The organism is Rhodococcus sp. SMB37, assembly GCF_004345605.1.
Lineage (GTDB): Bacteria > Actinomycetota > Actinomycetes > Mycobacteriales > Mycobacteriaceae > Rhodococcus.
On record NZ_SLVY01000001.1, the window covers coordinates 509815 to 530654 of the forward strand.

Below are 20840 nucleotides of genomic sequence, written 5' to 3' on the forward strand. Positions count from 1 at the left end.
GCCCGGCTCCGTTCAGTACGAGGGAGAGACACCGGCAGCAATGGAGGAGCCATCATGAGAGGGTGATAGCAGGTGCAGTGGGGTTGCCATCATTGATTGCATTTGAGACCGAGGCGGTAAAACCGCCCGAGCGGATCAAGCTCGGCACGCTACTCGCGGGCGTCATCAGCGAGGAGAACCGGCTCACCGAGGACGAGCAGGCCGCCTACTTCGGCCGCAGCAAGGCGCCCCACGAACCGATGGTGTTCGGCCAGTGATCATCCTGGACACCAACGTCAGCAGCGAGTCCACCACCAAAGCCCCGGACGAGCGGGTGACAACGTGGCTGGATGCCCAGGCCAGCGAGACCCTGTATCTGTCGGCGGTCACCGTTGGCGAACTCCGGTACGGCATCGCGACGATGCCCGCGGGCCGCCGCCGCGACGAGTACACAGATTGGCTGGAGAACTACACCGTGCCCGCGTTCACCGGCCGCATCCTGGCATACGACCTGGACGCCACCGCGGAATATGCCCGCCTGATGTCGCAGGCCCGCGCTGCAGAGCCCGCCATCGCCATCGCCGACGGGATGATTGCCGCGACGGCGGCTGCTGCCGGCTTCACCGTCGCCACCCGCGACCGGTCGCCGTTCGAGGCCGCCGGAGTACCCACTATCGACCCGTGGCAATAGTCCACGGCCACACGTCGGTCGGAAGCAACTTCCGCGGCACAGGGCACCGGACCTCAGGGTGCACGACTGGTCGAGGGATCGACTACATCACCACGTTCAGGGAGCAGACGTGCAGGGAGCAGCGGCAGCCGCACGTCGGGCGTGGAGATCCGACCCCGCGCATGAAGAACCGCCTTGATGAGCGTCGGGTTGGGTTGGGACATCAGCGTGCATGCCGGCCCGACGAGCCGATTACCCGATTCCCGCGCCCGCACACAATCTCCACCGCTCCACAACTGGTACAGCTCCACGAACTCGCGCGTGTAGACGTTCGCGGTTGCCAGGATCGCTCCGTCGGCACCCATCGCCAGCAAGGGCGAGACCAGCGTGTCTTCACCGGCGAGGATCGAGAACGAATCCGAAGACTCCGCGAGCAAGTGCGCGGTGTCGGTATCCACCGATCCCACCGCCTGCTTGATCCCGACGATCCGGGGATGCTCCGACAACCGCACGATCGACTCCCAGCCCAAATGCTGCCCGGTGCGGTACGGCACGTTGTACAAGATCACAGGCACGGGCTGCGCTCGGCGACGTACACGAAGTGCGCTACGACTCTCGGTTCGGACGGGCGGATGTAGAGTGCTCGGTCTGGTTGCGACCGGAGCCGGTGCCGCGCTGGTACCACAACTCGGCGCCATCGACGTCCCGCCCGGAGTTGTGCTCACAGCTCTCCCGATCGGGAGACGGACCCGCATCGCATACCGCTCAGGCAGCAAGGGCCGACCGGTCTTTGCGGCAGTGAGCACCGAACTGCATCGTGCGGCCGCACCTTTTCGCGGGCGCGCCGGGAACCCATCGACCTAGATTCGCACCAGATCGTCGGCATGCACGACCGGCCGCTGCAGATCCTGAGGCAGCTGTCGCGTGGAGAATCCGATCATGAAGTCGAGCTCACTCGGTTCGTAGGCCACGACGCCACGCGCAACAGTGCGTTCATCCGGGCCCACAAGCGCGACAACGTCGCCCGCATGGAAGCTGCCGCTCATACCCGTAACGCCTGCCGCGAGTAGCGACCTGCGTCGTTCGACGATGGCACGCACTGCACCCGCATCCAGGTGCAAGGTGCCGACGGTGTCGGCCGCGTGCCGAACCCAGAAGTGGCGGGCCGACATTCGCTCGGGACGTGCAGCGAACGCGGTGCCCACATCGGCAGCGCTCAATGCCCGTGCGGCATCCGACGCGGCAGCCAGCAGCACCGGCACCCCGGAGTCGGCCGCGAGTCTGGCCGCGGAGAGTTTGGTCGCCATCCCCCCGGTTCCGAGTGCACCGCCCGAGCCGGCCACAACGCCGTCGAGATCTTCCGGGCTCGTGACCTCCGGGATCAAGGTCGCTCCCCCATTGCGCGGATCGCCGTCGTAGAGCCCGTCGACATCAGAGAGGAGCACGAGTGCATCCGCGCCGGTGAGGTGCGATACGAGCGCGGCGAGGCGGTCGTTGTCGCCGAAGCGCAGCTCGACCGTCGCGACGGTGTCGTTCTCGTTGACCACCGGCACTGCGCCCAGTGAGCGGAGGCGGTCGAGGGTGCGCTGCGCGTTGCGATGCTGGGTCCGCCGGGCGATGTCGTCGGCGGTGAGGAGCACCTGACCGACGGTGCGGTCGTACCGGGCGAACGACGTCCCCCACGCGTGCGCGAGCGCAAGCTGTCCCACACTCGCGGCCGCCTGCTTGGTGGCGAGGTCGCGTGGTCGCGTGGTCAGACCGAGCGGTGCCAGCCCGGCACCGACTGCACCCGACGACACCACAGTGACGTTCGAGCCGGCCCTCATGCGCCCTTCGATGGCGTCGACGAGTTGATCGAGGCGTTCACGGTCGAGACCGCCGGCCAGACTCGTGATTGCCGACGATCCGATCTTGACGACAATGCTGCGTGCGGAAGCGATGACCCCGCGGGTGTCGCTCACTGTTCTCCTCGGTTCAGAACTCGTCGTCGCTGGCGAGACCGCGGCGGACCTTCTTGGCGTGACGACGTTCGGCCGCGCCCACGCGATCGGTCTGATCGAGGCGCGAGTCGGTGCCGCGCCCCGTGGGCACCACGTCGACACCCGCATGGGTCTGCGGTTCCCATTCGAAGCTGACGTCGCCGATCGTGACGGAGCAACCCGGTTGGGCGCCCTGTTTGACCAGCTCGTCCTCGACGCCGAGCCGCGCGAGGCGATCGGCGAGATAGCCGACGGCCTCGTCGTTGTCGAAGGCGGTCTGGCGGATCCAGCGCTCAGGCCGGGTACCGCGCACGATGAAGCCGCCCGGCTCGTTCGGGTCGGCGACGACGCTGAAGCCGGTCTCGTTGCGGGCGACCGGACGGATGATGGGACGCGCCGGAGCGGCGGGCGGATGAGCCGCGCGGTACTCTTCGACCATCTTCGCCAAGGCGAAGGTCAACGGGCGCAATCCTTCTCGACTGACCGCAGAGATCGTGAACACGGGCCATCCGCGGGCTTCGAACTCGGGCGTGACGAACTCGGCAAGTTCGGCGGCGTCGGGAACGTCGGCCTTGTTGAGAATGACGATGCGGGGGCGCTCGGAGAGCTCACCGAGGCTGCTGTCGCCGGACAGCGCCGGCTGGTACGCGGCGAGTTCCGCTTCGAGAGCGTCGACGTCGGAGATCGGATCGCGGCCCGGTTCGAGGGTTGCGCAGTCCACAACGTGCGCGAGCACGGCGCAGCGCTCGAGGTGCCGGAGGAAGTCGAGCCCGAGACCGCGGCCTTCACTGGCGCCGGGGATGAGCCCCGGCACGTCGGCGACGGTGAACGTCGTATCGCCCGACTGCACGACACCGAGATTCGGAACCAGCGTGGTGAACGGGTAGTCGGCGATCTTCGGCTTCGCGGCGGACAACACCGAGACGAGCGAGGACTTGCCCGCCGACGGGAACCCGACGAGACCGACGTCGGCGACCGACTTCAGTTCGAGGACGAGGTCGAGCTCCTGGCCTTCCTCACCGAGGAGCGCGAAGCCGGGTGCTTTGCGGGCGCGCGACGCGAGCGCAGCATTGCCGAGACCACCACGGCCGCCGTGCGCCGCGACGTATCGGGTGCCTGCGCCGATCATGTCGACGAGCACATGGCCGTCCTTGTCGAGGACCACCGTGCCGTCCGGCACCTTGAGTACGAGATGGTTTCCGTTCGCGCCCTCACGGTTGCCACCGGCACCCTGCGCGCCGTTCGTCGCCTTCGCGTGCTGGTGGAAATGGAAGTCGAGCAGGGTGTGCACGCCCTCGTCGACCTCGAGGATGACGTCGCCGCCATTGCCCCCGTTGCCGCCGTCGGGGCCTCCGAGCGGCTTGAACTTCTCGCGGTGGACAGAGGCGCAGCCGTTGCCACCCTTGCCGGCGCTGACGTGCAGCACAACCCGGTCGATGAAACGGGACATGGGTGGACCTCTCTCCGAACGAAAACTACCGATGAAACCAACAATAGGGGCGGGTCAGGGTGTGCGACCCTGGCCCGCCCCTATTGGGAGTATGTCGCGAGAATACTCTCGCTGTGTCCTTATCGGACGGCTGACTCAGGCGTCTGCCGTGACCGGGACGATGTTGACGGTCTTGCGACCACGCTTGCTGCCGAACTCGACAGCACCGGCCTCGAGAGCGAACAGTGTGTCGTCGCCGCCGCGTCCCACGTTCACGCCCGGGTGGAAGTGGGTGCCACGCTGACGCACGATGATCTCGCCTGCGTTGACGGACTGCCCGCCGAAACGCTTGACGCCGAGTCGCTGTGCGTTCGAATCGCGACCGTTGCGGGAGCTGGATGCGCCCTTCTTGTGTGCCATGACGAACCCTCCTGGGTTGTGAAGCCGAAGTTCGAGTTACTTGATACCGGTGACCTTGACGACCGTCAGCTTCTGACGGTGGCCCTGGCGCTTGTGGTACCCGGTCTTGTTCTTGAACTTGTGGATGCGGATCTTCGGACCCTTGGTGTGCTCGACGATCTCGGCGGTGACCGAAACCTTGGCCAGCGCATCACTGTCGGTGGTCAGCGCGGACCCGTCGACGACGAGGACCGGAGCAAGCGAGACAGCCGTGCCGGGCTCACCCTCGATCTTCTCGACCTTGACGAGATCGCCCTCAGCGACCTTGTACTGCTTACCGCCGGTCTTGACGATCGCGTACGTTGCCATCGGACGGCTACCCCTTGCTTCTTCGAACGTGCTCGCGTCACAGTGTTGCGACACGACTGGTCTGGTGTGGCTGCTGACTCGGGTCCCGCCGACTTCCTGAATCCAGGCGCAGCTGGGCAGTATCGCCGAGTAGCGACTGTGCAAGATTACGGGAAGGTGACTACCAGGGTCAAACCAGGCGTGACCGAAGCCGGATCGACGCGCGCCGACCCGGCTTCAGCGGGTCACACCTGGGCGTCGACCGGCGGCCCCGCAGGCCGCCCTGCAGCGCGACGACGACGGGGACGGCGAACGATCTCCACCTCATCGGCTCCGTCGTTCGACGGCACTGCCGGTGCCGACGCCGCGGGCTCCGGAGTGGCCTCGGACGTAGGCACCGGCACCACGAACACCCGGGGTTCACCTGCAACATCGTCGACCGGCGCCGCTGCTGCCCGCGATACCCTGCGGGCACGCCGACGGCGCGGAGCCGGCTCGGTCTGCTCGGCCTCGGGCTTCGCGGGCTCGGGCTCCGCGACCCGGTCAGACTCGGCCTTCACAGGCTCTGGCTGCTCGCTGCGTTCCGGCGCCACCGGCTCCGCCGAAGCCTTCGATTCCTTTGTGAGATCTGCCACGGGATCACCGGAAACCTCGGAGGACCGCTCTTCCGGCTCGACGTCCGGCTTCTCTGCGACCACAGCGTCTTCCTCCGGGGCGGCCTTGCCGGCGTCCGGTGCCGGCTCCGCAGTTGTCTCGGTGTCGTCGGCAGGCTTGTCGTGCGTCTGGTGCGCAGCCATCGCCAGCGCCACCGGATGCGCCGCGCGCTTGGCGGCCTCCTCCGGGTCGGTAGCGGGCACCGGGGACGCGGCCACAGGCTCGGCCACGGGCTCCTGCTGCTGGTTGCTCTTGTCACGACCACGCTTGCGTCGCGACCCCCCACCCTGCGACGACCGTCCGGAGTCCTCCGCAGGCTTCGCCTCGATCGGCTCGGAATGCACGATGATGCCACGACCCTGGCAATGCTCACAGGTCGTGGAGAACGCCTCCACAAGCCCGGTTCCGAGACGCTTACGCGTCATCTGCACGAGGCCGAGCGACGTCACCTCGGACACCTGATGCCGGGTGCGATCGCGCCCGAGCGCCTCGGTGAGGCGGCGCAGCACCAGATCGCGGTTGGACTCGAGCACCATGTCGATGAAGTCGACGACGATCATGCCGCCGATGTCGCGCAGGCGCATCTGCCGAACGATCTCCTCGGCAGCTTCGAGGTTGTTGCGGGTGACGGTCTCCTCGAGGTTTCCGCCCGCTCCGGTGAATTTGCCGGTGTTGACGTCGACCACGGTCATCGCCTCGGTGCGATCGATGACGAGGGTGCCGCCGGACGGCAGCCACACCTTGCGGTCCAGCGCCTTCGCGAGCTGCTCATCGATCCGGTGCGCACCGAAGACATCGACCGTCGAGTCCGATTGGTAACGCGCCACCCGCGGAAGCAGGTCGGGCGCAACGGTACGGATGTAGTGCTCGACGGTGTTCCAGGATTTCTCACCTTCGATGACCAGCTTGGAGAAGTCCTCGTTGAACAGGTCGCGGACGACCTTCACCAGCAGGTCCGGCTCCTCGTACAACGCCTTCGGCTGGCCCGATCCATCGGACTGCACCTTGTCGGCCTGTTCGCGGACGGCTTCCCACTGCGACTGCAGGCGTGCGACGTCGCGGGCGAGTTCGTCCTCGCTGACGCCTTCCGCGGCGGTGCGGATGATCACGCCGGCATCGGCCGGGACGATCTCGCGGAGGATGTCCTTGAGACGCTTGCGTTCGGTGTCGGGCAACTTGCGGCTGATACCCGTCGACGAGCCGCCCGGCACGTACACGAGGAATCGTCCTGCAAGGCTGATCTGGGTGGTCAGACGTGCGCCCTTGTGGCCGACCGGATCCTTGCTCACCTGCACGACCACCTGGTCGCCCGGCTTGAGGGCCTGCTCGATCTTGCGGGACTGGCCACCGAGGCCGGCCGCTTCCCAGTTCACCTCACCGGCGTAGAGCACGCCGTTGCGGCCGCGGCCGATGTCGATGAACGCAGCTTCCATCGAGGGAAGCACGTTCTGGACCCGCCCGATGTAGATGTTGCCGACCATCGATGCCGATCCGGCACTGGTCACGAAGTGTTCGACGAGGATGCCGTCCTCGAGCACGGCCACCTGGGTCATGCCGACGTGCGGTCCGTCGACCTTCTCGCGGACGACCATGACACGCTCGACGGCCTCGCGGCGGGCGAGGAACTCCGATTCGGTGAGGATCGGCGGGCGCCGGCGCCCGGCCTCGCGACCGTCGCGACGACGCTGACGCTTCGCTTCGAGGCGGGTCGACCCACTGATGCCCTGGACCTCGTCCTTCGCAGCCCGCGCCTTGGTCCGCGGTTCCCGCTCGTGGACGACGGTGTTGGGCGGGTCGTCCTCGGACGTGGCCTCGGCTGTGTCGCCGGTACCACGCCGACGACGACGCCGCCGACGACGCCGGGAGGTGCCGTCGCCCTGGGTGTCGTCTTCCGAGCTGTCCTCGGACTCGTCGGACGTACTGTCCTCGGCACCGTCGGCAGCGGTCTCGTCCGCGGCGGTCTCTGCAGCCTTCACGTCGGGGCCGCCGGTCTCGGAGTCTCCGGACTTCGCCTGGTCGGACTTCTCGCTGTCGGACTGCTCGGCGGACCCGTCCTGCTGCTCGTTCTCGGCGCTGTCACCACGGCCACGGCCACGGCCACGGCGGCCTCGGCGACGACGCCGGGGATGCTCGTCCTGCTCGTCGCGATCCTCGGCCGGGGCGGACTCCGTCGACTCCGCGGACGCCTCGGTCTCCGCCCCGGTGTCGGCGGCGGCTTCCGCGGGCGCAGCAGCCTCGTCAGCAGCCGACGTCGCAGTGCCACGGCGGGCGCGGCGACGGCGCGGACGAGTTTCGCCCTCTTCGTCCGAGGGAGTCTCGGGCTGGAGGAACAGCGGTGCGGCAACCTGCTCGGTCGACGAAGCGGGCGCCGGTTCGGGCATCTCGAACAGCGGTGTGTCCTGCTCGAGAGAGGTGAACAATCCGGTCGGGCCGCCCACTGAAGCAGCGGCAAACGGCTCGGTGGCTGCAGCGTCCTGCGTGTCGTCGAGCTCGAGGGTCGTGCCGGTCGACGCCTCATCGACCGCCGGTATTTCTTCGCGTACTGGGGCCTCGTCGACGACGGGCTCCTCGACCACCTCCGGTGCCTCGGCAGGCTCCACGGTGTCCGCTGGTGCTGCCTGCGCCGCGGGGGCTTGTTCGGCTGGACCGCTCAACGCGGCGTGCAGTTCCTCCGCGGCCTCGCGGGGAAGCGTCGAGTGGGCGCTACGGAGCTCGGTACCGAGTTCACCGGCCTTTGCGATCACCTGCTTGCTGGTCAATCCGAGAAGCTTGGCAAGAGCGTGCACGCGGATCTTCGCGGGCAAGTTCAGGGCATTCGCCTCGGTTGAGTTGTTCTCCTGCGGCTCTTGATCGGCCACGTAAGTCTCCTAAGACCCCCGGGCGCGTCCATCACCGCGGAAAGGCGATGTGAGCGGCCACACGGGGGCGCTGCTTGTGTACTCACGCAGTCAGCGCGAGTTCTTCCGGTCTCGCATCACTCGGTCGTCCGGTGCCCGTTTTCACTGCACGGCCGAGAGGTGCCTGGCTTGATCGCAGTTCGAGCGCCGGTGCATCCAGCATGCGGCCGAGCGAGGTATCTCCTGCGTTCCTCGGCCACAGCGATGTCGGGCATCGATCCGTGATGTCTTCGGTCGTGCCGCGCGGGCTCGTGCGGTACAACCTCCCCCAGTATCCCATACAGACATGCACAGATACGCCAACGGCGCCCCGAAGGGCGCCGCTCCGCATGTTCGGAAGGGTCGGATGTCTACGCCGACGTGAGTGCGGGGAACCACAGCGCGATCTCGCGCTCGGCCGATTCGACGGAATCGGATCCGTGCACCAGATTCTCTCCGGCCTCGAGTCCGAGGTCGCCGCGGATCGAACCCGGGACGGCCTTCTCGACGGGGTCGGTTCCGCCGGCGAGCTGACGGAACGCGGCGATCGCGCGCGGCCCTTCGAGCACTGCAGCGACCAGCGGGCCACCGGTGATGAACTCGAGCAGGCCCGGGTAGAAAGGCTTGCCTTCGTGCTCCGCGTAGTGGGCCGCCGCGATGTCTGCGGGGGCGGTGCGCAGCTCGAGAGCCACGATGTTCAATCCCTTGCGCTCGATACGCGACAGGATTTCTCCGACATGACGGCGGGCAACGCCGTCGGGCTTGATGAGTACCAGGGTCCGCTCAGTCACGGAGACAGCGTAGTGGTTCAGCCACGCTGGCCGGGAAGCAGACCCCGTCGCTCACGGTCTTTGATGTCTTTACGCAGGTAGAGGATGTATGCCCAGACGACACAGAACAGGATGCCGATCGCCCCGAACGCGAGGTCGACGAAGAACCCCAGCACCGTCAGAACCTGCAGGACGATGTTGAACGGAATCGCCCACGACCGTCCCTGGACACCCGCACCGAGGAACATCAACACGGCAAGCCCCACGACGTATCCGGTGGACACGGGCGTCAATCCGCCACCGAGCGTCGCGATCACCGGGAGCACCAGCAGCACGACGATCGCTTCGAGCACGAGCGTGCCGGCCATCACACCGCGGAATCCCTTCCACGGGTCGGTCGTCGGCGGGAGGAACTGCGGCGACTCGGCGCCGGCCTCCCCCGTCTCGTTGCCGTCGGAGATCTCGGAGTTGTCCCCGGCCGTTGGGTTATCGCTGCTCACGCAGGGTCCTTTCCGAAAAGTGTGCGCGCCGCTCCGGCAGTCACGACCGAGCCGGTCACGACGACACCGGCGCCCGACACCGCTTCGCCCGGATCGCCGACCTCCTCCGCGATCGCGATGGCGGTCTCGATCGCGTCGGGCAGGTCGGCTGCGGTGACCACGCGTTCGTCACCGAAACGCGCGACTGCGACGTTCGCGAGATCATCGACGTCCATGGCGCGCGGCGAACCGTTGTGGGTCACCACGATCTCGTCGAACACCGGCTCGAGTGCCTCGATGAGTCCCGCGACGTCCTTGTCGGCCATCACGCTGACCACGCCGACGAGTTTGCGGAAATCGAATTCGCCTGCCAGCGCTGCGGCGAGGGCCTTGGCGCCGTGCGGATTGTGCGCGGCGTCGAGGAACACCGTCGGTGCATTCCGCACCCGTTCGAGGCGGCCAGGGTTGACGACCGACGCGAAGGCTTCGCGCACGGTGTCGACGTCGAGCTGCTTGTCGGGCCCTGCCCCGAAGAAGGCTTCGACGGCGGCGAGGGCGAGGGATGCATTGAACGCCTGATGCTCGCCGTGGAGTGGCAGGAAGATGTCGGTGTACAGGCCGCCGAGCCCCTGCAGATCGAACTGCTGCCCCCCGACCGCAACGGCGCGGCGCACTACGGAGAACTCCGAGCCCTGACGAGCGACCGCGGCGTCGGCCTCGACGGCCTGCCGCAGCAACACATCCATCGCTTCGGGTTCCTGCTGCGCGATGATCGCGACGGTGTCGCGGGGCACGAGCCCGTCCTCGGGGGCTTTCTTGATGATCCCGGCCTTCTCCCCCGCGATCTCGGTGAGCGACTCACCGAGATACCCGGTGTGGTCGATGCCGATCGGGGTGATCACGGCAACCTGACCGGTGACGACGTTCGTGGCGTCCCAGCGTCCGCCCAGTCCGACCTCGACGATAGCGACGTCGACGGGCGCATCGGCGAACGCCGCGAAGGCCATCGCGGTGGTCACCTCGAACTTGCTCATCTTCGGGCCGCCTGCAGCCTCGGACTGTTCGTCGACCATCCGGACATACGGCTCGATGTCGCGGTAGGTGTCGACGTAGGTGCGTGGCGAGATCGGGGCGCCGTCGACGCTGATCCGTTCTGTGGCGATCTGCAGGTGCGGACTTGTCGTCCGACCGGTCCGATGTTGCATCCGGGTCAGCAGCGCATCGATCATCCGCGCCACCGAGGTCTTGCCGTTCGTCCCCGCAACGTGGATCGACGGGTAGTTGTGCTGCGGCGAACCGAGGATGTCCATCAACGCGGAGATCCGGGCGAGCGACGGCTCGATCCTCGTCTCCGGCCAGCGTCGGTCGAGTTCCGCTTCGACCAGCGTCAACTCCGCGAGGTCGACCGGGGACGGGACGTCCGGCCGATCTGCGGATGCCGGATTGTCGGCACTCATGCCTGTCCCAGCTCCTTCAGCCGCGCGGTGATGCGGGCGATTTCTTCCTCGGCGATCTGCTTGCGGCTCGTGATCTTCTCGACGACCGGAGCGGGTGCCTTCGACAGGAAGGCCTCGTTGCCGAGCTTGGCCGTCGTACCGGCGAGTTCCTTCTCCGCTGCCGTGAGGTCCTTGCGCAGACGCGCGATCTCCGCGCCGATGTCGATCGTGCCCGACGTGTCGAGCTCGACGGTGACGGTGGCGCGGCTCAGGCGCACCTCGATCGATGCCGACGCGCTGAATCCGTCGTCCGGAGAGGTGAGCCGCGCCAGCGACTGCACCGCAGGCACCTGCGCTTCGAGGTCCGCAGAGTCGATACTCACAAGGCGTGCCGCGACCTTCTGCGACGGCTTGAGTCCCTGATCGCTACGGAAACGACGGATCTCGGTGACGAGTTTCTGCAGGTCTTCGATGCGACGGGAGGAGTCGGCGTCGGCCGCGACACCGGATGCCGCCGGCCACTCGGCGATCACGAGGGATTCGCCACCGGTCAGCACCTTCCACAGGGTCTCGGTGACGAACGGGATCACCGGGTGCAGCAGGCGCAGCAGTGCGTCGAGAACCGTCCCGAGGACGACCTTGGTGCCGTCGACGTAGGCGCTGCCCTCGGTGAGCTGGACCTTGGCGAGCTCGAGATACCAGTCGCAGACCTCGTCCCACGCGAAGTGGTAGAGCGCCTCGCAGGCCTTGGAGAACTCGTAGCGGTCGAATGCCTCGTCGACCTCGGTGCGAACCTGATCGAGCCGGTCGAGGATCCAGCGGTCTGCGTCGGTGAGAGCATCGCGGGCGGGAAGCTCTCCGATGACCGCGCCGTTCATGAGCGCGAACTTCGTCGCGTTGAACAGCTTGTTCGCGAAGTTCCGCGACGACTGCGCGTGGTCTTCACCGACGGCGAGGTCGCTGCCGGGGTTCGCACCGCGCGCAAGGGTGAAGCGCAGGGCATCGGCACCGAACCGGTCTACCCAGTCGAGAGGATCGATACCGTTGCCGCGCGACTTCGACATCTTCTTGCCGAACTGGTCGCGGACCAGGCCGTGCAGGAACAGGTCCTTGAACGGAACCGTTCCGCCCTCACCGCCGCCCAGCGACTCGTCACCGGAGACGTAGGTGCCGAACATCATCATGCGGGCGACCCAGAAGAACAGGATGTCGTAGCCGGTGACGAGAACGCTTGTGGGATAGAACTTGTCGAGCTCGGAGGTCTGCGCCGGCCAGCCCATGGTGGAGAACGGCCACAGACCCGAGGAGAACCACGTGTCGAGCACGTCGGGGTCCTGCTCCCAGCCCTCGGGGGCTGTCTCGTCGGGGCCGAAGCACTCGACCTCGCCGTCGGGGCCGTACCAGATCGGGATGCGGTGACCCCACCACAGCTGACGCGAGATGCACCAGTCGTGCATGTTGTCGATCCAGTCGAACCAGCGCGGTTCCTGGCTCTTGGGGTGGATCACCATGTCGCCGCCGCGCACAGCGTCACCGGCGGACTTGGCCAAAGCTTCGACCTTGACCCACCACTGCATCGACAGGCGCGGTTCGATGGTCTCGCCGGAACGCTCCGAGTGCCCGACGCTGTGCAGGTAGGGGCGCTTCTCGGCGACGACGCGGCCTTGCTCGGCAAGTTCCTCACGGATCTTGACACGGGCTTCGAAGCGGTCCATGCCGTCGAATCGGGTGCCCGAGTCGGCGATCTTGCCGGTCTTGTCCATGATCGTGGGCATCGGCAGGTTGTGCCGCAGGCCCATCTCGAAGTCGTTGGGGTCGTGAGCCGGGGTGATTTTCACGGCGCCGGTACCGAACTCGGGGTCGACGTACTCGTCGGCGATGATCGGGATCTGCCGGCCGGTGATCGGGTGCTCGAGGGTGGTGCCGAGTAGGTGCTTGTAGCGCTCGTCCTCGGGGTGGACGGCCACCGCGGTATCGCCGAGCATCGTCTCGACACGGGTGGTCGCGACGATGACGTGAGGCTCGTCGTCGTCGAGGGAGCCGTAGCGCAGGGAGACGAGTTCGCCCTCGACCTCTTCGAACTTGACCTCGATGTCGGAGATCGCGGTCTGCAGCACAGGTGACCAGTTCACGAGTCGTTCGGCGCGGTAGATGAGGCCGTCGTCGTACATCCGCTTGAAGATGGTCTGGACGGCGCGGGACAGGCCGTCGTCCATCGTGAAGCGGTCGCGGGACCAGTCCACTCCATCACCGATGCGCCGCATCTGGCCCTGGATGGTGCCGCCGGACTCACGTTTCCAGTCCCAGACCTTGTCGATGAACAGTTCGCGGCCGAAGTCTTCCTTGGTCTTGCCGTCGACCGCTAGTTGCTTCTCGACCACGGTCTGCGTCGCGATGCCGGCGTGGTCCATGCCGGGCAACCACAGCACCTCGAAGCCCTGCATCCGCTTGCGGCGCGTGAGCGCATCCATAAGCGTGTGGTCGAGCGCGTGGCCCATGTGCAGACTGCCGGTGACGTTCGGAGGCGGCAGCACGATCGAGTATCCGGGCTTGTCGCTCGCCGGGTCGGCCTCGAAGTACCCGGCGTCGACCCAGCGCTGATACAGCTCACCTTCTACTGCGCTGGGGTCCCAGCTCTTGGGGAGGGCGTCGGCGGGGTTCTGCGGGTTCTCTGGCGCACTGGTCACCCGACAATCGTAAGCGGATGGCCCAAATCACCAGGACACGGCCCGGGAGTGCCTTCCGGACTCACCCGAGAACCTCCGGCAGCTCGATCGGCGCGCCGAGGACGTGTTCGGACAAGAATGCCTCGACGGCCTGATACCAGATCTTGGTGTGCTGTGGGCTGAGCACCCAGTGGTTCTCGTTCGGGAAGTAGAGGAAGCGGTGGGCGGTGGTGCCGTCGTCCTCCGCGGGCAAACCGGATTCGTTGAGCAACTCGTACCAGAGGCGCAGTGCTTCCCCAATGGGCACACGATAATCCTTGTCGCCGTGGATGACGAGCATCGGCGTGACGATGTCGGCGACATACAGATGCGGCGAGTTCTCGACGGCCATCTCGGGTGTCATCTCCCGCTGCCAATACCACGCAACGTCGGTGGTGGGGACGAACTGATCGAGAGCCCACAGGCTCGCGTGCGTGACGATCGCCCGGAAGCGGTCGGTGTGCCCTGCGACCCAGTTGGCCATGTACCCACCGAAAGATCCACCCATCGCAGCGGTCCGCTCGGCATCGATGTCCGGGCGGGACTCAGCAGCGTCGGTGATCGCCATGAGGTCGGTATACGGCTCCCTTCCCCATCGGCCCCAGCCGCGGCGGATGAAATCGTCGCCATATCCGGTCGACAACGCCGGGTCGGGTAGCAGGACCGCGTAGCCGCGCGCAACCAGCAGCCACGGATTCCACCTCCACGACCATGTATTCCAGCTGCTCAGCGGACCGCCGTGGATCCACAGCAGCAGCGGTGCCGGGGTATCCGTCGTCGCGGTGTCCGGGAGAGCGAGCCAGCCTCGGACAGGAGTGCCGTCGTCGGCCGTGGCGGTGACGTCGACCAGATGTCCCGGCAGATCCGGTAGCAGCGCGGGCGCGCGGAGCGGTGTCACCGTTCCGGCGTCGGGGCCGGTCAACGCGACACGCACAGGGTGCGGCGGCGCCGCGCACGATGCGCGAAGTGCATACAGCGCGGAGCCGTCGGGGGCGACGGACACGTCGGTGTATACGGCGTCGTCGACTGTGAGCCGCTCGGGATGGCCGGTTCCTGGCCGCTGCACGAAGATCGGGCCGCGGCCGTGCTCGTCTGCCGTGAGTACGAGGCCTGTGCTGTCGGGCAGCCACGCGATGGACATGGGTCGACGGTCCCAGTCGGGAACTTCGACGGTGGTGGTTCCGCGGGCGATGTCGAGTACACGCAGAGTGATCCGCGGCGGCGTGTCCGAATCGCTCAGCGCTTCGTGTAGATACGCGAGCCTGCTTCCGTCCGGCGACAGCATCGGATGGGTCGCGTCGCCTGTCTCGTCGTCCACCAGCGGCGTGCGTAGTCCGGTGGTCAGGTCGATCCGCACGAGTGTCGTGCGCCGCGAAGCTAGCGGCCCGGCCACGACCCAGGTCGACGCGGCGAACGTGCCGTCCGCAGCGACGTCGAGGTGCACGTTGCGCAGCGAGCTGCGGACGCCCGGTGTCAGGTCGGTGGGCTCTCCGTCGGCTCCGATGGTGAGCAGGTGTGGGCGGTCCGGGCCGAGGTCGTGGTCCCAGTACCGGACCGGGTATCCGGTGTGCATCACGGCCGAAACTCCGAGGTCCTTGCGTGTGGCACGGACGCGTTCGTCGTCGGTGTCGCTGTGGCCGAGCACGTTCGCGGCGAGCACGATCCGGTCTGCATGGGAGGCGGAATGCACTCCTGCAACACCACCTTTTCGAGCGACCACCTGCTCGGCTTCACCACCGGCGGCAGGAAGGCGCCACAGCGTCGCCGGCTCGTCGTCTCCTCCCCGGACCGCGGTGAAGAGGACATCGCCGGTGGCACTGAACGCGGGGTTCGACTCCCCCTTCGGACCATGAGTCAGCCGGCGTGCTGGTTCGCCGCCCGAGGGGTCGATATCCCATAGTGCACCGACGAACGACGTGGCCGTGTCGTCGAGGGTCGATTGCGCGAGAACCAGCCGGGCGCCATCGGGCGACATCACAAGCCTCGTGGCACGCGGTAGCGCAAGGTAGTCGTCGAGGTCGTCGAAGGCCGTCATGCCCAGAACCTTAGAGCGCGGCCGGGAACTCCGGCACGCGTCACGCCGTTCGATCGAGTCGGCCGAGATGGCGACCATCGTGACGATGGGCAGATTCGCAGTCGGGTTACCGTGAAGGGAAAGCTGGACAAGCACCCAGTAAGGAGATCTCATGGCCCTGAACAAGACCGCCGTGTCCGCCCTCGCCGCAGGCGGACTCGTCGGCGGCTACGCCGTCGCACGCCGGACCGGTAACCGTCCGCTCGGGGGCGCTGTGCTGGGCGTCGTCGGCGCCGTATGTGGGACGCATTGGGCACGCACGAGCGGTCCCGCCCGCACGGCGGTGCTCGTCGCCACCTACGTGGGCGCGTTCGGCGCGTCGCATCCCTTGGCGAAGCAGATCGGTGCCTGGCCGGCGGTCGGCGTCGTCGCCGCAGGCACCGCAGTGGCGTCTCAGCTCGTCAGCAGGTGACACCCAGGGATACGCTTCGGACGCTCTGAGTGACGCGATCAGCGGGAGTCCGGCCGCCGGTTGTAACCTGGTCGGTCGACGAAACAGTTCGGGTTTCGTCTCCCCGATATCGAACGGAGAACGTACAGTGGTCGATCTCGCATATACCATCGCCGGGTCGGAAGCGACCGGCGGCGCAGGCCTGCAGGTCGATCTCAAGACGTTCCAGCAGCTCGGGGTGTACGGCGTCGGCACGACGACGTGCATCGTCTCGTTCGATCCGAAGAACAACTGGGGTCACCGCTTCTTCCCGGTGCCGGCCGAGGTCATCGCCGATCAGATCGAGGCCGCCACGTCCGCGCACAACCTGGACGTCGTGAAGATCGGAATGCTGGGCACGCCTGCGACCATCGACGTCGTCGCGGACGGGCTGGGCAAATCCTCCTGGCGGCACGTGGTGCTCGATCCGGTTCTGATCTGCAAGGGTCAGGAACCCGGCGCAGCCCTCGACACCGACAACGCATTGCGTCGACATATCCTGCCCCATGCGACGGTGATCACCCCCAACCTGTTCGAAGCTCAGACGCTGTCGGGTATGGACGCCATCGAGTCGATCGAAGACCTGACCGAGGCGGCTCGCCGTATCCACGATCTCGGCCCGAAGTACGTGGTGGCGAAGGGCGGCGTGGAGTTGCCCGGTGACGAAGCGGTCGATGTGTTGTTCGACGGCGAGAACGTCACACTCCTGACCGCGCCGAAGGTCGGCAACGAACGCGTGTCCGGCGCCGGCTGCACGCTGGCAGCCGCTATCACCGCGGAACTCGCGAAGGGCACCGAGGTCTCCGAAGCCGTCAAGGCCGCAAAGGATTTCGTCACGAATGGCATCAAGGGTCGCGTCTCGGCGCACACCCCGTTCGACACGGTTTGGCAAGGCGCGTAGCCGCACCCGTGCGTGCTTTTGGTAGCCCCTGCTACCAGAAGCACACACCGAAGTATCGCGTCACGCTGCCGGGTCGGGAACCGATCTTGCTATTGTCGGCGTCGACGTGTTCGGCCTGGGGGGTCGAGCATTTGCTGACACGATCGTGGGGGGATCGTCGTGACCGACGCACCACCGGCGCTGCCGCCGTATCTGTATCTTCCGTGCGCCCAGGCGGTTTCCGACCCGGCTGATGCCGTCGTCGATCTGAGATACCTCAGCGACGGTCGCATGGCCTTGCTCGCCTACACGGCCCTCGATCGTCTGGCGTCCTGCTGCGGCGACATGCAACCCTGGCTTGTCGTTCCCGCGCAGTTACTCCCACGACTGCGCGAGGTGTACTCGTGGGACGTGCTCGTGCTCGACATGGAGATCCCCGAGCACGAACGCCGGGGCGCGTACCACAACGGGAACACACCGACGCAGCAGCCCACGCGATTACGTTGTACGTCGATCCCGACGAACTCGACCGTGCCGCAGAGCGATACGAAACATCCGCCTATGCTGCAGCCGACATCGGTCGACATCTCCCCGATTCGGTGCGCGCAGGTGCCGCAACAGGCGCACTCACCGGAATCCTCGCGCAGGTGGCCGCCGACCTCACCGGTCTCGTCGCGACACTCGGTTCGAGTGGGATGGTTCTCGGCGGATGCGCGGCCGCATACCGCCGAACCGACGACGACACTGCTACGTACCTCGTGGCCCGCCTGTCCGACATGGACGAGTGATCCGATGCCGATCGACACATTCATCGACGGCGATCCCGCAGACATCTCCCGGATCGGAGATTGGATCCGCCGAAGTCTTGCGGCCGCTGTCGAGGGCACAGGGGACAACGCAACCGCCGCCTTGGCTTCGGTGCTCGCCGATATGGCGGAGCTCTGTGATCGAGCCGCGGCCTCTGGATTGTCCGTGGTGTGCAACACCATTGCCGATCCCGCTCCCGATTCGGACGAGACCGTCCTCCGCGCGTACAACGACGCCGCAGCCGCGGCGCAGGACATTCACGCGCGCTGGGCGCGTGAGGTGGCCGCAGTCGCCAACCGATGGGCGGGTGAAGTGTGGGCTGCGTCGTTCACCACCAGTACCGGGCTCGACTACCTGACCGCAGAATTGAAGAAGACGGTGCAAGGTCTCGCAGAATACGCCGAGGGCCTCACGCGGCAATCTCTGCAGTCGATGCAGTTTGTACCCGACCTACCTGACGGGACGCCGTACGACGAGGTGCGGCGGCTCTACGGGCAGCTCAGGGCACCGCCGACGATCTCGCCGCAACGACTACACGCCACGCACAGCTGGCGGACGTTCCGGGGCGGATGGCTGTCGGCGTGGGAGCGCTGAGCCTGGTCGCCGGTGTCGGTGTCGACTACAACGGCGGTGGAGAATCACTCGAACAAGCCGTGGTCTCCAACTCCGCCGGCCTCGCGACTTCGATTGCCGCTGGAGCACTGATCGGATCAGCGTTTCCCGGGCTCGGCACCCTCGGCGGCGCGCTGGCCGGGACAGTGGTCGGCATCTTCGCCTCAGGCGGGGTCGACCATCTCTACGAAGACTCCTCGGCTGGCATCATGAGCACACTCGACGCCGGCGGCAGCGAATTGGTCGAAGCCGCACTCTCCCTCAAAGATCTCGGGGTCGCGGTCAACTCGCCGCGGCCACCGCAGTCCTGATCATGATGGTGAATCTCGGATTCGGTCCTGGACCCCACCCGTTTGCCTCAGGTTGGACACTGATGATCGTCATCGTCTCGGGCTGGCAGGTGGGAGTCGTTGCCCTGATGGCGCTTCATCGTATCTGTCCCGGCTACATCGCCATTCGACATGACGGGATTCGGATACGGGGCTACGTCAACGATGCGTGGGTGCCCTGGGACAGCGTCAGTCAATACTTGTTCAACAGCGACAGCCTGTTCGCGAGGGTCCACATCGGACCCGAGCACCGAGTGGTCATCTCCTCCCGCGTGCCGCGCCTGTGGATGAACATCGACAAGCGCCACACCTTTCATGCTCACCCGTCACGGCCACGCAAGCCCATCATCACCGTCAGCACCGATCGTCGCCGCTACCGTATTGCTCCTGAAATCATCGACGCAGCCCTCAACCGGTACACCGAAAACCCCACAGCCCGCGAGGAACTGCGCGACGCCGCGGCCATCGCACGCACCGTCGATGCCCTTCGCTCCCACGCGCCCAAGACATGGTGGCGATCCCAGACACAACCCGTACCCCTCCCCACTCTCACGGTAGATCCCCACCAACTGTCATGACCAGGCCATACCCCCACGGTCACAGACTCGCTGGTGCCCACGGCATCTGAATTCCGACTCCTCTCGAGCATCCGTGATGAGGCTCGCCGGATATCTCACCCCGATCGGCTGACCGCTCGGCAATCTGTTCGCCAGCGCCCTCAGCGAACCCGAACATCGAATGGTTTCCGGGTTGCCCCCGAAATCGCATTGGAGCAGGAGCGACGCACCCACCACAGATCGGCCCTCTGGTTCGGTTGCGCGGTCAACACTGGCTGCCTCGATACGATCCGAAGAGCTCAGGTGGAGGGGCTTGCGCGCAATCACAATGCCGAAGCTTGTCCATCGACCCGCATCGACGCGCCGAGTCGTCGGGTCGCCGTCGGGCTCGGCTTCGGCGAAGGGGTCATGACGCGCGACTTCGTCCCACCATTCGGTGGCATCGGGAGCATACTCCGCGTGGACTATTTCGAACCCCGCCGCAGCGACGGCAGCGCGGTGACCGAGGCAGTGAAGACGGCCGAAGAGTCCGTGACCGCAGGCATCAAGGCTCAGGTATCGGCGCACACCCCGTTCGACACGGTGCGGCAAGGCGCGTAACACCTTTCGAATCGGAATCGCGAAAACCGGACCCGCGGGCGGGAAGAGCGCGGGTCGAGCTCCGATCGCCAGCAGCAGGAGTTGTCAGTTCGACTCGTCGCTCGACAACGAGTCGATCGCCGACTGCAACGCGGCGGTGGCGGCCTCCGCCACCTCACGGAGCCCCTCCTCATCGGCGAACTGCATCATCAACTGCGGATTCATCGCATCGATCACGACGGCTTCGGGGTCGGTGCGGTCGCGGCGGACCACGACATTACAGGGCAACAGCAACCCGATTTGCGGATCCGCGGTGACTGCCCGGTGCGCAAGCGGCGGATTACAGGCGCCGAGGATGATGTAGTCCTCCAGGTCCGCGTCGAGCTTCGACTTCAAGGTCGCTTGCATATCGATCTCGGTGAGAACGCCGAAACCTTGTTCGGACAGTGCTTTACGAGTGCGCTCTACAGCTTCGGCAAGCGGCGCGCGAAGTGTCGTCGACAGTGCAAGATCCATGTTCGTCATCCTTCCTCGGCATGACCGACCGGCGTCCTACGCCAGGGCCAGGAACAATTTCTCCAGTTCGGCCACGCTCATCGGTTCCTTGCCGTCCTCCTTCTCGTTGGTCAGGCATTCCTGCAGACCGGTAGCGACTATTTTGAAACCCGCGCGATCCAGGGCCTTGGACACTGCCGCGAGCTGAGTAACGACGTCCTTGCAGTCACGACCCTGCTCGATCATCGAGATCACGCCGGCAAGTTGCCCTTGAGCTCGACGCAACCGGTTCAGTACGAGCGCGATGCTTTCTTCGTCTCCAACCACGGAAATCGTCCCTTCTCCAGTTTCCC

Annotated in this window: 22 protein-coding genes and 1 pseudogene; 10 read left to right on the top strand and 13 right to left on the bottom strand. The window is 66.4% G+C overall.

Going from position 1 to position 20840, the window contains the following annotated elements; translation table 11 throughout:
* The first annotated feature begins 62 nt into the window (after positions 1–62).
* Complete coding sequence (locus tag EV641_RS29120) at positions 63–257, top strand: hypothetical protein (protein ID WP_158289113.1); 195 nt, start codon at positions 63–65, stop codon at positions 255–257.
* On the top strand, positions 254–670 hold the full coding sequence (locus EV641_RS02450) for a PIN domain-containing protein (protein ID WP_054719805.1): 417 nt from the start codon (positions 254–256) through the stop codon (positions 668–670). The genes EV641_RS29120 and EV641_RS02450 overlap by 4 nt, the downstream gene beginning before the upstream one ends.
* A gap of 53 nt (positions 671–723) precedes the next feature.
* Here the strand turns inward: EV641_RS02450 and EV641_RS02455 are convergent, their stop codons facing one another.
* The 11 genes from EV641_RS02455 to EV641_RS02505 all read right to left on the bottom strand — a co-directional run bounded on the left by EV641_RS02455 (position 724) and on the right by EV641_RS02505 (position 15759).
* Entirely contained in the window at positions 724–1218 is a 495-nt protein-coding gene (locus tag EV641_RS02455) for a dihydrodipicolinate synthase family protein (RefSeq protein WP_054719810.1), read from the bottom strand.
* Positions 1219–1509: 291 nt separating this feature from the next.
* Positions 1510–2610, bottom strand: a complete 1101-nt coding sequence (proB, locus tag EV641_RS02460; protein ID WP_132470625.1) for a glutamate 5-kinase — start codon at positions 2608–2610, stop codon at positions 1510–1512.
* Positions 2611–2623: 13 nt separating this feature from the next.
* Positions 2624–4078, bottom strand: a complete 1455-nt coding sequence (gene obgE / locus EV641_RS02465) for a GTPase ObgE (RefSeq protein ID WP_054720127.1) — start codon at positions 4076–4078, stop codon at positions 2624–2626.
* Positions 4079–4213: 135 nt separating this feature from the next.
* Entirely contained in the window at positions 4214–4477 is a 264-nt protein-coding gene (rpmA, locus tag EV641_RS02470; RefSeq protein WP_054720124.1) for a 50S ribosomal protein L27, read from the bottom strand.
* A gap of 36 nt (positions 4478–4513) precedes the next feature.
* The gene (rplU, locus tag EV641_RS02475; RefSeq protein ID WP_054720120.1) at positions 4514–4825 is read right to left on the bottom strand and encodes a 50S ribosomal protein L21; all 312 of its coding nucleotides are present in this window, start codon (positions 4823–4825) and stop codon (positions 4514–4516) included.
* Positions 4826–5049: 224 nt separating this feature from the next.
* Positions 5050–8316, bottom strand: coding sequence for a translation initiation factor IF-2 N-terminal domain-containing protein (locus EV641_RS02480; protein WP_132470626.1), 3267 nt, complete (start codon positions 8314–8316; stop codon positions 5050–5052).
* A gap of 389 nt (positions 8317–8705) precedes the next feature.
* Positions 8706–9125 (bottom strand): nucleoside-diphosphate kinase, encoded by a 420-nt coding sequence (ndk, locus tag EV641_RS02485; protein WP_054717293.1) that lies wholly within the window; start codon positions 9123–9125, stop codon positions 8706–8708.
* A gap of 17 nt (positions 9126–9142) precedes the next feature.
* The gene (locus EV641_RS02490) at positions 9143–9472 is read right to left on the bottom strand and encodes a DUF4233 domain-containing protein (RefSeq protein WP_132470785.1); all 330 of its coding nucleotides are present in this window, start codon (positions 9470–9472) and stop codon (positions 9143–9145) included.
* A 128-nt stretch (positions 9473–9600) separates the two neighbouring features.
* The gene (locus EV641_RS02495; protein ID WP_132470628.1) at positions 9601–11040 is read right to left on the bottom strand and encodes a folylpolyglutamate synthase/dihydrofolate synthase family protein; all 1440 of its coding nucleotides are present in this window, start codon (positions 11038–11040) and stop codon (positions 9601–9603) included.
* Positions 11037–13706, bottom strand: coding sequence for a valine--tRNA ligase (locus tag EV641_RS02500; protein WP_132470630.1), 2670 nt, complete (start codon positions 13704–13706; stop codon positions 11037–11039). Before EV641_RS02500 ends, EV641_RS02495 begins: the two co-directional genes overlap by 4 nt.
* A 61-nt stretch (positions 13707–13767) precedes the next feature.
* On the bottom strand, positions 13768–15759 hold the full coding sequence (locus tag EV641_RS02505; RefSeq protein WP_132470631.1) for an alpha/beta fold hydrolase: 1992 nt from the start codon (positions 15757–15759) through the stop codon (positions 13768–13770).
* 151 nt (positions 15760–15910) lie between these two features.
* Here EV641_RS02505 and EV641_RS02510 point away from each other — a divergent pair, with 151 nt between their 5' ends.
* From EV641_RS02510 to EV641_RS29125, 8 genes and pseudogenes are all read left to right on the top strand, one after another.
* Entirely contained in the window at positions 15911–16210 is a 300-nt protein-coding gene (locus EV641_RS02510) for a hypothetical protein (RefSeq protein ID WP_132470632.1), read from the top strand.
* Positions 16211–16337: 127 nt separating this feature from the next.
* Complete coding sequence (gene thiD / locus EV641_RS02515; RefSeq protein WP_132470634.1) at positions 16338–17129, top strand: bifunctional hydroxymethylpyrimidine kinase/phosphomethylpyrimidine kinase; 792 nt, start codon at positions 16338–16340, stop codon at positions 17127–17129.
* A 159-nt stretch (positions 17130–17288) separates the two neighbouring features.
* Positions 17289–17531: pseudogene (locus EV641_RS30235) on the top strand (SAV_915 family protein); the annotation flags it as partial.
* Positions 17532–17611: 80 nt separating this feature from the next.
* Positions 17612–17896: a hypothetical protein gene (locus EV641_RS02525; RefSeq protein ID WP_132470636.1), complete on the top strand. Its 285-nt coding sequence runs from the start codon at positions 17612–17614 to the stop codon at positions 17894–17896.
* 4 nt (positions 17897–17900) lie between these two features.
* The gene (locus tag EV641_RS02530; RefSeq protein WP_132470638.1) at positions 17901–18509 is read left to right on the top strand and encodes a hypothetical protein; all 609 of its coding nucleotides are present in this window, start codon (positions 17901–17903) and stop codon (positions 18507–18509) included.
* Positions 18485–18838, top strand: a complete 354-nt coding sequence (locus tag EV641_RS02535; protein WP_054716514.1) for a hypothetical protein — start codon at positions 18485–18487, stop codon at positions 18836–18838. The genes EV641_RS02530 and EV641_RS02535 overlap by 25 nt, the downstream gene beginning before the upstream one ends.
* A gap of 62 nt (positions 18839–18900) precedes the next feature.
* Complete coding sequence (locus tag EV641_RS02540) at positions 18901–19434, top strand: hypothetical protein (protein ID WP_132470642.1); 534 nt, start codon at positions 18901–18903, stop codon at positions 19432–19434.
* 438 nt (positions 19435–19872) lie between these two features.
* Positions 19873–20013 (top strand): hypothetical protein, encoded by a 141-nt coding sequence (locus EV641_RS29125; protein WP_158289114.1) that lies wholly within the window; start codon positions 19873–19875, stop codon positions 20011–20013.
* Positions 20014–20097: 84 nt separating this feature from the next.
* Here the strand turns inward: EV641_RS29125 and EV641_RS02545 are convergent, their stop codons facing one another.
* Positions 20098–20508 carry a DUF302 domain-containing protein gene (locus EV641_RS02545; protein ID WP_054716536.1) on the bottom strand — a complete coding sequence of 137 codons (411 nt, stop codon included), beginning with the start codon at positions 20506–20508 and terminating at the stop codon, positions 20098–20100.
* A 36-nt stretch (positions 20509–20544) separates the two neighbouring features.
* On the bottom strand, positions 20545–20814 hold the full coding sequence (locus EV641_RS02550) for a metal-sensitive transcriptional regulator (protein ID WP_054716523.1): 270 nt from the start codon (positions 20812–20814) through the stop codon (positions 20545–20547).
* Positions 20815–20840 lie beyond the last annotated feature (26 nt).

Excerpts from the sequence above, each read along its gene's own strand:
- obgE (WP_054720127.1), bottom strand. The coding sequence starts at position 4,078 with ATGTCCCGTTTCATCGACCGGGTTGTGCTGCACGTCAGCGCCGGCAAG.
- rpmA (WP_054720124.1), bottom strand. The coding sequence starts at position 4,477 with ATGGCACACAAGAAGGGCGCATCCAGCTCCCGCAACGGTCGCGATTCG.
- rplU (WP_054720120.1), bottom strand. The coding sequence starts at position 4,825 with ATGGCAACGTACGCGATCGTCAAGACCGGCGGTAAGCAGTACAAGGTC.
- EV641_RS02490 (WP_132470785.1), bottom strand. The coding sequence starts at position 9,472 with ATGGCCGGCACGCTCGTGCTCGAAGCGATCGTCGTGCTGCTGGTGCTC.
- EV641_RS02495 (WP_132470628.1), bottom strand. The coding sequence starts at position 11,040 with ATGAGTGCCGACAATCCGGCATCCGCAGATCGGCCGGACGTCCCGTCC.
- EV641_RS02505 (WP_132470631.1), bottom strand. The coding sequence starts at position 15,759 with ATGACGGCCTTCGACGACCTCGACGACTACCTTGCGCTACCGCGTGCC.
- EV641_RS02510 (WP_132470632.1), top strand. The coding sequence starts at position 15,911 with ATGGCCCTGAACAAGACCGCCGTGTCCGCCCTCGCCGCAGGCGGACTC.
- EV641_RS02530 (WP_132470638.1), top strand. The coding sequence starts at position 17,901 with ATGCCGATCGACACATTCATCGACGGCGATCCCGCAGACATCTCCCGG.
- EV641_RS02535 (WP_054716514.1), top strand. The coding sequence starts at position 18,485 with ATGGCTGTCGGCGTGGGAGCGCTGAGCCTGGTCGCCGGTGTCGGTGTC.
- EV641_RS02540 (WP_132470642.1), top strand. The coding sequence starts at position 18,901 with ATGATCGTCATCGTCTCGGGCTGGCAGGTGGGAGTCGTTGCCCTGATG.
- EV641_RS02545 (WP_054716536.1), bottom strand. The coding sequence starts at position 20,508 with ATGGATCTTGCACTGTCGACGACACTTCGCGCGCCGCTTGCCGAAGCT.